This is a genomic window from Streptomyces sp. NPDC085481, assembly GCF_044541845.1.
In the GTDB taxonomy this organism is placed as follows: domain Bacteria; phylum Actinomycetota; class Actinomycetes; order Streptomycetales; family Streptomycetaceae; genus Streptomyces.
Genome location: NZ_JBITTJ010000013.1, coordinates 192,349 through 203,192, shown reverse-complemented (window position 1 = coordinate 203,192; position 10,844 = coordinate 192,349). Strand labels below are relative to the sequence as shown.

The window sequence follows — 10,844 nt, the reverse complement described above, 5'->3', positions numbered from 1 at the left end:
GGCACCGAGCTCAGGTGTGGGGCACGAGGGCCACAGGCGCCGGGCTGTGGTGCAGCACCGCGTGGGCCACGCTGCCGATGTGCGCGCCCAGAGCCGCATGACGAGTACGCCGACCCACCACCACGAGCGCGGCGTCCCGGGCGGCCCCGACCAGTTCGAGGCCGGCCGATCCGACCACCACGCGGGCGGCTGCCGCGACGTCGGGGTACTTCGCGCGCCAGGGGTCCAGCAGCTTCTCGAGCGAATGCTTGATCTCCGGAGCCAGGGCAGGGCGGAGGTCCGGGACCATGGCGGGTCCCAGTCCCGCGTACAGCGGGAGCTGCTGTGCGTACACGACTTGCACCGGGGTGTGCCGCCGGGCGGCTTCGTCGAAGGCGAAGCCGAGGACGGCGTCCACGGGCTGCCGCGCGTCGGTCCCGACCACGACGGGGCCCTGTGGAGTGGTCGCCCCGCTGACAGCCCGGACCAGCACGACGGGCCGCTCGACGGCACCGGCGACCGTGAGGCCCACCGAGCCGAGCAGGTAACCGGCCACGCTTCCGAGCGCCCGCGAGCCCAGGACCAGCAGCTCGCTCCCCTCAGCCGCGGCGACGAGCCCCGGTACCGGACCCGTGGGCAGCAGCTGGGTGGTCACCGACAGGCCGGGATGGCGCCCGCGCAGTCCACCGGCGGTGCGCGCCATCATCTCCTCGCCCCACGCCTCCTCGGATTCCCGCGACACGCGTGACAGAAGGGCCTCCGGCACTGGTTCCTTCGCGTGCACGAGATGCACGCCGGTGCCGCGCAGTTGTGCCTCCTCGGCCGCCCACTCCGCGGCGGCGTTCGCTTGTTCTGTGCCGTCCAGGCCGACCACGATGCTCCGCGTCATGACCGTCCACCTCCTCGCTTGGTGTCGTCGAAGTCGTACACGAGCCGGGTGCGGGAGACCGAGACCACGCCGTCCACCATGGCGCACATTCGCTCGATCGCCGGGATCATGCCCCGGAAGGGCAGCCTGCCGCTCAGCTCCACCCGCCCGTCGTGCACCTCGACGTCGAGGGCGGTCGGTTCGAGACGCAGCGTGTCACCGAGTACGTCCTCGACGATCTCCCGGCGGATGTCGTCGTCCTGGCGGAGGAAGATGCCCAGGAGGTCGCGGCGGCTCACGATGCCCACCAGCCGCTCCTCGTCGTCGACGACGACCAGCCGCTTGATCCCTTGGACCTCCATCAGCCGCGCCGCCTCCGCCACGGTCCACTCGGGCCGGGCGCACACCGCGGGTGCGGACATCAGCTCCTCGGCGCGCGTCCCCTCGGCCTTCGCCCGCTCCCACGCCTCTACGAACGGAACGGCCGGCAGGTCACCCGGTGTGGCGGCCTGGTCGGCGGTCTTACGCAGCAGATCCCCCTCCGACACCACCCCGAGCACTCGGCCCCCGCCGTCCACCACGGGAACGGCGGTCACCTGGTGCTGCGTGAGTGTGCGGGTGATCTCCTTGAACGGGGCGTCGCCACGGACGCTCACCACCTTACGGGTCATCAGCTCGCCGATCGTGCGATGACGCATTACCCTCTCCTTCCCTGCGCGGACGCGTGTGCCTCGCCCACCAGGCGAGCGGCACAGCCGTCCCAGGTGTCGAGGGCCGGATAGTCGTCCTCGGTGAGTTCGGTCCCGCTGAGTTCGGCGAGCGCCTCGACGAACTCGAGGAAGTCCAGCGAATCCATCTCGAACGTGTCCCGCAGGGGCACGCCCGGATCGAGTCCGGTGAAGTCGGCGCCGGGGACGACACGCTGCACGGCTTGCCGGACGAACGCCTTTGCCTGGTCGTGGTTCACAGTTCCTCCGGTTGTTGCAGGAGCCTGTTCAGGGCGGTCAGGAGACGGGCGCCGGTGGCGCCGTCCGCGGCTCGGTGATCGGCGGACAGCGTCGCCGTCAGCACGGGCCGTACTCCCAGCAGGCCGTTGACGGCCACCGCCTGCTCGACGATCCGGCCGAGGCCGACGAGCGCGACCTGCGGGGGGTAGACGACGCCGAACACCGTCTCGACACCCTGGTCGCCGAGGTTCGTGACGGTGAGACTGGGATCGGCGGTCTGCGACGCTCGGAGCCGTCCGCCCCGTGCCCGTGCCACCACGTCCTTGAGCGCGGCCATCATCTCGGCGACGGAGAGCGTGTCGGCGTGGGCGAGGGCCGGGGCGACGAGACCACCGCCCCGCAAGGAGACGGCGACCCCCAGCCGTACCTCATCCGCCGGGACGAAGCCGTCGTCGACCCAGTGCCCGTTGAGCTCGGGCACCTTCCGCGCTGCCAGCGCGACGGCCTTGAACATGAGTGCGGCGGGGACCAGGCGGGCGGACAGCGGCAGTTCGCGGTTGCGGGCGTGCATCCATTCCAGGGCCGCCGCCATGTCCACGGTCGTGGAGAGGTAGAAGTGCGGGATCTCCCGTTTGGATCGGCTCATGAGCCGGGCGGTCGCCCCTCGTGCCGCATCCGGGACGGCCGGCCGCGGTGCGTCGCTCTCGGCGGCCGCCGCCGAACGGACGTCCTGCGCGCGGATGGTGCCGCCCCGGCCCGTGGCGGTCACCTCGGCGAGGTCGACGCCGAGTTCCGTGGCCAGCCGCCGCGCGAGGGGTGAGGATTTCACGCGCGGCGGAGCGGGACGCCGCCCGATCGACGTGTCGACGCGTACCGGCTTCGTGGGTCGTGCCGTCGGCGCGCTCCTGTCGCGCTCTGGTGCTGGTGCTGGTGCTGGTGCTGGTGCCGGTGCGTGTTCGGGTTCCGCGTGCTCCACGTCCGCGCGGGTGACCCTGCCTCCCGGGCCCGAGCCATGGACGGCGGCGAGATCGACGTGCCTGTCGTGGGCGATTCGCCGGACCAGGGGCGTCGACGTCGGCGGGCTTTCGACAGGCGGGCCTTCGGCGGTCGTGCCGATGCGTGCCAGCGGGGTGCCCACGGGCACGGTGGTGCCCTCGTCGACGAGGAGGGCCTCGACCGTACCGCTCTGGAAGCACTCCACCTCGATCGCGGACTTGGCGGTCTCGACCACGGCGATGACGTCGCCCCGGGTCACCCGGTCGCCCGGGTGCACCAGCCACTGGGAGAGCGTGCCTTCGTCCATGTCGGCTCCGAGCGAGGGCATCGTGAACTCGGCCATCTCAGCTCACCGCCCGGCGCGCCGCCGCCACGATTCCGGCCGGCTGGGGGAGTGCCGCCTCCTCCAGCCGTCGGGCGTAGGGGATCGGAACCTCCGCACTGCACACCCGCTCGACGGGTCCGTCGAGTTCGAAGAACGCCTGCTCACAGATGCGTGACTCGATCTCGGCGGACAGGCTGCCGCTCCGCCAGCCCTCGTCGACCACGACGGCCCGGTGGGTCCGTAGGACCGAGCCGACGATCGTGGCGTCGTCCAAGGGCCGCAGCGTCCGCAGGTCGACAACCTCCGCGCTGATCCCCTCGCCCGACAGTTCCTCCGCGGCTTCGAGGGCCTTGGGTAGGCAACCGCCATACGCGACGACTGTGACGTCGGTGCCCTCGCGGCGGACGGCCGCGCGATCCAGGTCGACCTTCTGGAGCGCCGGGTCGAGCTTTCCGGCCGCGTTGTACAGGCTGCCGTGCTCGAAGAGGAGCACCGGGTCGGGGTCGGCCAGCGCTGCGGACAGCACATGGCGGGCGTCGTCGATGGTGGCCGGCGCCAGGACGCGGAGGCCGGGGATGTGCGCGTACCATCCTTCGAGGCTGTGGGAGTGCTGGGCGGCCAGCTGCCGTCCCGCGCCCGTCGTCATCCGGATCACCAGCGGCACACCGAGCTGCCCTCCGGACATGTGCCGCAGGGTGGCCGCGTTGTTGAGGATCTGGTCGAGGGCCAGCAGGCTGAAGTTGACCGTCATGATCTCCACGACCGGCCTCATCCCGGCCAGCGCGGCGCCGATCCCGCCTCCGACGAACGCGGACTCCGACAGGGGCGTGTCCCGGACACGCTCGGGGCCGAACTCCTCCAGGAGACCGAGGCTCACCCCGAAGCAGCCGCCGTAGCGGCCCACGTCCTCGCCCATCAGGAAGACCCGGTCGTCCGACGCCAGGGCCTCACGCAGACCCTCCCTCAGTGCCTCCCTGTACGTGGTGGTGCCGTTGTCGGGATGCGCCCCTGGTCGCGTACGCGTGCTCATGACGGAGCCTCCTCGGGTCGGCCGGTGACATGGAGCAGCAGGTCCTCGGCCGGCTCCTCGGGAGCCCGTTCGGCCGCTCGGACGGCTCGGTCGATCTCCTCCATGACCTCGTGCTCCAGGGCCTCCAGCGCGGCCGAGCCGAGGAGGCCGGCCGCACGCATGCCGTCGGCAAGGCCCGTGACCGGGTCGTGTCGCTTCCACTCCTCGATCTCGTCCTTGGGCCGGAAGCGGTCCGGGTCGTACATCGAGTGCGCGCGGAACCGATACGTCCGCATCTCCAGGAAGTGCGGTCCGCTGCCGGCGCGGATGGACTCGACCGCCCCGCGTGCAGCCTTCTCCACGGCGTGTACGTCCATGCCGTCCACGGCCCACGCCGCCATGCCGTACGAAGCGGCCCGCAGCGCCAGGTCCGTCTGGGCGTGTTCGCGGGCGAGGGCCGTCCCCATCGCGTACAGGTTGTTCTCACAGACGAAGAGCACGGGCAGGCCCCAGAGCGCTGCCAGGTTGGCGGTCTCATGGAACTCGCCCTCGGCGAAGGCCCCGTCACCGAAGAAGCAGCAGGTCACCCGGGACTCTCCGCGCATCCGGTCGGCAAGCGCCAGACCGGCCGCGAGCGGCAGCCCGCCGCCGACGATCGCGTTGCCGCCGTAGAAGCGGCGGCCGGCGTCGAAGAGGTGCATGGAGCCGCCGTGGCCGTGGCTGCACCCGGTGCTCTTCCCGTACATCTCCGCCATCACGGCCTCGGGCGGTACCCCACGGGCCAGCGCGTGGCCGTGTTCGCGGTACGTGGAGACGACCGCGTCCGCTTCGTCGAGGGCCTGGTGGACGCCGACCGCCACCGCCTCCTCGCCGATGTACAGATGGACGAAGCCCCGGATCGCCGCCGCGCTGTACAGCTCGACGCACCGCTCCTCGAAGCGCCGGATGAGCAGCATCTGCCGCAGCAGGTCCAGGTCGTGGGTCGCCGCAGGGGTGAGGGCGGGCGTCGCGGGTCCCCGAGCGCGACGGGGGCGCTTCGTCTGGGATGTCCTGGCGGACGTGCGGCCATCTGCGGTGGCCATCACGGCTCCTTCCCTGAGGGCCTGGTCGATTGGGCCGGTTCAGGTGTCTCCAGCGTCGACACGTCGCCCTCGGGCAGGCCCAGTTCTCGGGCCCGCAGCAGGCGGCGCATCACCTTTCCGCTGCGGGTGTGGGGCAGGTCCTCGACGAACTCGATCTCCCGGGGGGCGACGGCCGGGCCGAGGCGCCGACGGGCGAACGCCATGATGTCGCGCCGCAGTTCGGTGTCGGGCGGATACTCGGCGCGCGGCAGCACGAACGCCTTGACGATCGCGCCGGCCAGCGGGTCGGGCCGTCCGATGACGCCGGCCTCGGCGACCGCCGGATGCTCCATGAGGGCGCTCTCCACCTCGAACGGCCCGATGAGGTGCCCCGCGGACTTGATGACGTCGTCGGCCCGGCCCACGAACCAGTACCAGCCGCCGGCGTCGCGGCTGACCAGGTCGCCGGTCAGGTACCACCCGTCGGCGAAGCACGCCTCGTATCGGCGCGGCTCGTGGAGGTAGCCGCGGAACATCGACGGCCAGCCCGCCCGTAGGGCGAGCTCGCCCTGGGCACCCGGCTCCTGGAGGATCTGGACGTGCCCGCCGGTGACCGCGGCACGGCCGTCCTCGCCGCACGCCAGAACGGCAGCCTCAATACCAGGAAGCGGTCGGCCCATCGAACCGGGCCGCACCGGATCGGCCGCGAAATTGGCGATCATGATGGCACCGGTCTCGGTCTGCCACCAGGTGTCGTGGACCGGAAGCCCGAGCGCCTCCCGGCCCCAGTGCACGGCCTCCGGATCGAGCGGCTCGCCGACACTGGCGACGAACCGGAGCGCGGAGAGGTCATGCCGCTCGGCAGGCGTCTGGTCGCCGTTGCGCGGTGCACTCCGCATGAGCATACGGAGCGCGGTGGGCGCCGTGTACCAGACGGTCACGTGCTGGTCGGCGAGTATCCCGTACCAGCGGGCGGCAGCGAACTCCCCTTCGTCGACGACGGTCGTCACTCCGTGGGTGAGCGGGGCGATGATGCCGTAGGACATGCCGGTGACCCAGCCGGGATCGGCGGTGCACCAGAAGATGTCGCCCTCGTGCAGGTCCAGGGCGTAGGAGGCGGTGACGTGATGGGCGAGGACCGCCTCGTGCACGTGTATCGCGCCCTTGGGCGTGCCTGTCGTGCCGCTGGTGAAGTGCAGAAGCGCCGGCTCCGCCGGATCGGTCGGTCCCACCTTGTACTCGTCCGGCGCGGCGTCCGTGAGCGCGGGGAAGGAGAGTGTGTCCGGAGGCGGGTCGGGCCCGGGGTCGAGGAGCAGGACGTGCCGCAGGTGCGGAAGCCGGGTCCGTACCGGAGCCACCTTGCGCTCGTACAGCTCCCGGGTCGTGACCAGCGCCCGGGCATTGCCCAACTCCATGCGCAGTGCGACGGGTTCGGGGCCGAAGGCAGTGAACAGGGGGCACAGGACTCGCCCGGCACGCAGCGTTCCGAGGACCGTGCTGTACAGCTCCAACCGGCGGCCGAGCAGGGTGAACACCCGCTCGCCGCGCTCCAGGCCGAGCGACTCCAGCACATGTGCGAAGCGGGAGCTCTCGGCGGCGAGCCGGGCGAAAGTCATCGTCGACACGGATCCGTCACGTCCGATGCAGCGCAGAGCGACGTGCTCACCGTGGCCCTCGTGCAGGTGCCGGTCGACCGCCTCGTAGCCCATGTTGATGCCGCCGTCCGGCAGCCCGGCGAGCCGGGACCGCTCGCGTCGCCAGGAGAACGTGGCCCGGGCGCTCTCGTAGTCCGGCATGACGGGTGCCACCCATCGCGCGTTCATCGCGGTCGTTCCGTGTCAAGCGCGAGGTTGTCGTAGGTGTACTCGATCGATTCGTGCAGGGCGACGACGCCGTCGACCGAGCGGCAGAGCCGTACGATCACGGGGATGTCGGCGCGCTCGTCGACGCGGCCTGTCAACCCCACGACTCCGTCGTCGACGCTCACACGGAGCGAGTCGGGAGCCAGGCGCAGCGTGCCGGCCAGGACGTCGTGCTCGATCTCGTCACGGATGGCGGTGTCACTGCGCAGGAAGGGCCGCAGCAGGTCGCTGCGACTGATGATCCCGACGAGACGGCCGGTCTCGTCGGCGACAGGAAGCCGCTTCACTCCCTTGCGGTGCATCGTCCGGGCCGTCTCGACGAGATTCCAGTTCGGTTGTGCCGTGACAGCCGGCGAGGTCATCAGCTGGGCGGCTGTCTCCGCATCAGGAAGCCCTCGCTCCTGTGACAGCATCCTGACGCCCGCCCAACGGCCCTCCAGGTCGGGAAGCTCGGCGGTGGCCCGCAGCAGATCGGCCTCCGAGACCACGCCGAGCAGGCGTCGGTCGGCGTCGACGACCGGGACCGCCGAGACGTCGTGTTCGGCGAAGAGCCGGGCGATCTCCTTGAACGGGGTCCCTGGGGCGGCGGTGACCACGTCGTGTGTCATCACCTCGAAAACCGTGCGGTGCTGCATGGCGGTCCTCCTTCACGGGAAGCGGCGGCCCCGGTAGTTCTCACCCTGCTGCGCGCACCCCACCCCGGGGCAGTGCCGAATGGTCCCCATCCGGGACGGTTGGCCCCTATGGCGGCCGGCCGGCCGGGACGCAGGGTGGAACGCGAGAGCGCCGGTCCCGGAATGGCCGCAGCCCAGGCGCTCGCGCCGGGAGGCGAGAACCATGACCGCGACAGGAACACGACAAGGTCAGGAGAGGCCCCGCGCCGGGCTTTGGGCTCGCGTCGGCGACCGGCTGGTCGTGGGCGGTGCCACGGTCGGGGACGACGGGCGTGATGGTGAGATCGTCGGGCTGCACCATGAGGACGGCACCCCACCCTTCGACGTCCGATGGTCGGACACGGGCCGGGTCACTCTGGTGTTCCCGGGCCCGGACGCGCGGGTCCAGCACTTTCCGCCGCATGACACGAAGGAGGCCGCACGCGCGAAGGACGCTACGCGGTCGTGAACTCCGCCGCCGCGTCCACGACTCCGGGCACGGCCCGGGTCAGCCGCAGGGCCAGATCCGCAGGTACGGACTGTGGCAGGCGTCCGGCGAGCGTCACCGCGCCGTCGGTGACCCGCACGGTCAGTTCTGCGTCGCCTTCAGGGATCAGGTGCGTCAGGAGTTCGTGCCTCACCTCCTCCGCGAGTTCGGCGTCGGAGCGCAGGTAGATCTTGAGCAGGTCGCTCCGGCTGACGACACCGACCGGACGGCCGTCCTCGTCCACGACGGGTAGCCGCTTGAGATGCCCACGCCCCATCAGCCGCGCGGCCCCCGCGATCGTGGCACCGCGCGGAACGGTGACGGCCGGCGACGACATCAAGCTGCCTGCCGTCACCGATCCCGCTCCGTCCCCCCGGTCCTCGCCCGGGACCTTGGCGAGTACGTCCGCCTCGGACACCACGCCGACCACCCGACCCTCGGCCGACAGCACGGGAACCGCGCTCACGCCCCAGCGCCGCATGGACTGAGCGATCTCCCTGACCGGTGCGTCGAGCCTGGCGGAGACCACGGCATGGGTCATCACGTCGTCGACCGTACGTGGGTGCTTCATGGCCGGCCTCCGTACTCCTGCGGGTCCTGTCGATGCGAGGGTGCCGCCGCCGAGCGTCGGACGAAAGGGCCGAAAGGGGTAGGTCGGTACCCGGACTGCCCTGGCGCCGACGGTCGACCGGTGTTCTCCTGAAAGTGAGGAGGGGCTCGCCCGAAGGACGCGGGGAAGCGGCTTCGAGCCGCGCACCGCGCGATCAGGATCCGCGAGAAGCGGATGGGCCCCTCCTCCTGCCGTGTCTCCGCGTCTCCGCTCGCCCTCCGCGGTCCGGGCGGTCCGCGCCCGGGACCGACCGGCCCTATCCCGACACTCCACCGCGGTGCGAGCGTGGCAGCAGGCCACCTCACGACCCCGAAAGGCGGTGGGCACGATGGAATCGCCCCTGGTGGTAGGAGTCGATGGGTCCGACGCCAGTCTCACGGCCTTGGACTGGGCGGTCGACGAAGCGGTACGGCACGAGCTTCCCCTGCGGATCGTCCACGCCTCGCTGTGGGAACGGTACGAAGGAGTCGTGCCGGCCTGGACAACGGACCGACCCTCAGGACAGATCTTCGCCGAGAACATCGCAGGCGTCGCGGCCGAACGCGCCCGGCTCCGCGCACCCGACCTCCACGTCACCACGGACGTCCTGGCCGAGGACGCGTCCACCGCGCTGCTCAGGGAGGGGCAGGAGGGCGCGATCCTCGTCGTCGGGTCCCGCGGGCGCGGCGAGTTCGCCGATCTTCTGCTCGGATCCGTCGGCCTCGTCGTGGCCGCCCGGGCCCACTGCCCGGTCGTCGTCGTCCGTGGTGACCGGCACGCTCTGGAGGCACGCCACGGGCGCGTCCTGCTCGGCCTAGGAGACCACGACGTGGACTCGCCGGCCGTGCGGTTCGCCTTCCGGGAGGCGGCGGTCCGGGACGCGGAACTCGACGTCGTTCACACCTGGCGACGGCCGGCCCATGAGCCGGTCGACCACCCGCTGCTGACTGGCGACGGTGGAGCTCACTTCGCGGAACGGTCCGCCGAGCTGCTCGACAAGGCCCTTGAGGCCGCGGCGTCTCAACATCCTGGGGTGCGCCTGCGCAGGACCACGGTCGAGGGCCCCGCCCGCAGAGTGCTGACCGAGCGGTCAGCCGCCGCCGACCTGCTGGTCGTCGGGGCCCGGCGCCGTGACGGTCTCGTCGGTCTGGAGCTTGGCAGGGTCGCCCACCGCGTCCTGCACCACGCTTCATGTCCGGTCGCCGTTGTTCCTCGGCGCGGCCCGCAGACCATGGAAGGAGACCGGTCATGAACGCGGCCCGTGACCCGCACGCCCCGCACGCCACGAGCGACCTCGGCCGCCGCGTCGCGTCCAGGCGCGCCCTACTCCGGCTGTCCTTGGAGGACGTGGCAGAACGGGCAGGCTCGACGCCCGGTTACATCGCCTACGTGGAGGAGCAGGTGCCCACTCCGGGGATCGAGTTCCTGGTCCGGCTCGCGAACGCTCTGGAGACCACTGTCCAGGATCTCACCGGCTATACGGCGGACCTCGCGGCAGGACGAGCCCGCGCTGGTTACCGGGCACGCATGGAGGAGATCGGCGAGGCCGAGTGCTGGGAGCTGCTCGACGGCCACGGCGTCGGCCGGGTCGCCGTCGAAGGACGGGACGGGCTGATGGTGATCCCCGTGAACTACCAGGTCGTCGACGGGGACATCGTCTTCATGACTGCTCCGGACTCGTCCCTCGCGCGCGCCTCGGCGTCCGGCGCGGAGGTCGCCTTCGAGGAGGACCGCATGGACGAAGCCTTCAGCCAGGGCTGGAGCGTGCTCCTTGTAGGTCCGGTACGCACGGTGTCGGAGGAGAGTGAGGTGCGGAGGATCAAGGACGCTGTCCACTCGGCGCCATGGGCGGGGAACGGGAGAGACACCGTGGTGACGCTCTCACCGCGCCGGGTTACCGGGCGGCGCATCGTGGTACCGGGCGCGCCCGGCACGCCATCCGGGTCTGCTGACTGAAAGCCGCCCGCACGTGGTCTCTGAGTACCGGGCGGGTTCGTATCCGCTGTGGGGCGGCGTGCCCGTACGCCCGTACCCGTGGGACCTCGTGCACCCGCCGACACGGCCGAGG

At 71.4% G+C, this 10,844-nt stretch carries 11 protein-coding genes and 1 pseudogene; 3 read left to right on the top strand and 9 right to left on the bottom strand.

The genetic code is table 11. The features are described from left to right. Positions 1-10: 10 nt before the first annotated feature. From ACIGEZ_RS25935 to ACIGEZ_RS25900, 8 genes are read right to left on the bottom strand one after another with little or no spacing between them, the layout of a single operon-like run. On the bottom strand, positions 11-868 hold the full coding sequence (locus ACIGEZ_RS25935) for a universal stress protein (protein ID WP_399835100.1): 858 nt from the start codon (positions 866-868) through the stop codon (positions 11-13). After that, positions 865-1,545 (bottom strand): CBS domain-containing protein, encoded by a 681-nt coding sequence (locus ACIGEZ_RS25930; protein ID WP_399835097.1) that lies wholly within the window; start codon positions 1,543-1,545, stop codon positions 865-867. Before ACIGEZ_RS25930 ends, ACIGEZ_RS25935 begins: the two co-directional genes overlap by 4 nt. Continuing rightward, positions 1,545-1,814 carry a phosphopantetheine-binding protein gene (locus tag ACIGEZ_RS25925; protein ID WP_399835095.1) on the bottom strand — a complete coding sequence of 90 codons (270 nt, stop codon included), beginning with the start codon at positions 1,812-1,814 and terminating at the stop codon, positions 1,545-1,547. The genes ACIGEZ_RS25930 and ACIGEZ_RS25925 overlap by 1 nt, the downstream gene beginning before the upstream one ends. Next, positions 1,811-3,133: a 2-oxo acid dehydrogenase subunit E2 gene (locus ACIGEZ_RS25920; protein WP_399835093.1), complete on the bottom strand. Its 1,323-nt coding sequence runs from the start codon at positions 3,131-3,133 to the stop codon at positions 1,811-1,813. Before ACIGEZ_RS25920 ends, ACIGEZ_RS25925 begins: the two co-directional genes overlap by 4 nt. 1 nt (position 3,134) lies before the next feature. Beyond that, a complete protein-coding gene (locus ACIGEZ_RS25915; protein ID WP_399835090.1) occupies positions 3,135-4,145 on the bottom strand; it encodes an alpha-ketoacid dehydrogenase subunit beta in 1,011 nt (336 codons plus the stop codon). After that, entirely contained in the window at positions 4,142-5,206 is a 1,065-nt protein-coding gene (pdhA, locus tag ACIGEZ_RS25910) for a pyruvate dehydrogenase (acetyl-transferring) E1 component subunit alpha (protein WP_399835088.1), read from the bottom strand. The genes ACIGEZ_RS25915 and pdhA overlap by 4 nt, the downstream gene beginning before the upstream one ends. Next, positions 5,206-7,008, bottom strand: coding sequence for an acetate--CoA ligase (gene acsA, locus ACIGEZ_RS25905; RefSeq protein ID WP_399835085.1), 1,803 nt, complete (start codon positions 7,006-7,008; stop codon positions 5,206-5,208). Before acsA ends, pdhA begins: the two co-directional genes overlap by 1 nt. After that, positions 7,005-7,682: a CBS domain-containing protein gene (locus tag ACIGEZ_RS25900; RefSeq protein WP_399835082.1), complete on the bottom strand. Its 678-nt coding sequence runs from the start codon at positions 7,680-7,682 to the stop codon at positions 7,005-7,007. The genes acsA and ACIGEZ_RS25900 overlap by 4 nt, the downstream gene beginning before the upstream one ends. A 202-nt stretch (positions 7,683-7,884) precedes the next feature. On the opposite strand from ACIGEZ_RS25900, the pseudogene ACIGEZ_RS25895 reads away from it, so the two are divergent. Continuing rightward, positions 7,885-8,112, top strand: a pseudogene (locus tag ACIGEZ_RS25895) (DUF1918 domain-containing protein); the annotation flags it as partial. A 43-nt stretch (positions 8,113-8,155) separates the two neighbouring features. Here ACIGEZ_RS25895 and ACIGEZ_RS25890 read toward each other — a convergent pair. Further along, positions 8,156-8,758 carry a CBS domain-containing protein gene (locus ACIGEZ_RS25890; RefSeq protein WP_399835080.1) on the bottom strand — a complete coding sequence of 201 codons (603 nt, stop codon included), beginning with the start codon at positions 8,756-8,758 and terminating at the stop codon, positions 8,156-8,158. Between the two features lie 367 nt (positions 8,759-9,125). Here ACIGEZ_RS25890 and ACIGEZ_RS25885 point away from each other — a divergent pair, with 367 nt between their 5' ends. Together ACIGEZ_RS25885 and ACIGEZ_RS25880 are read left to right on the top strand one after the other, a co-directional pair. Next, the gene (locus ACIGEZ_RS25885) at positions 9,126-10,028 is read left to right on the top strand and encodes a universal stress protein (RefSeq protein ID WP_399835077.1); all 903 of its coding nucleotides are present in this window, start codon (positions 9,126-9,128) and stop codon (positions 10,026-10,028) included. Continuing rightward, positions 10,025-10,732: a helix-turn-helix domain-containing protein gene (locus tag ACIGEZ_RS25880; protein WP_399835074.1), complete on the top strand. Its 708-nt coding sequence runs from the start codon at positions 10,025-10,027 to the stop codon at positions 10,730-10,732. The genes ACIGEZ_RS25885 and ACIGEZ_RS25880 overlap by 4 nt, the downstream gene beginning before the upstream one ends. Positions 10,733-10,844 lie beyond the last annotated feature (112 nt).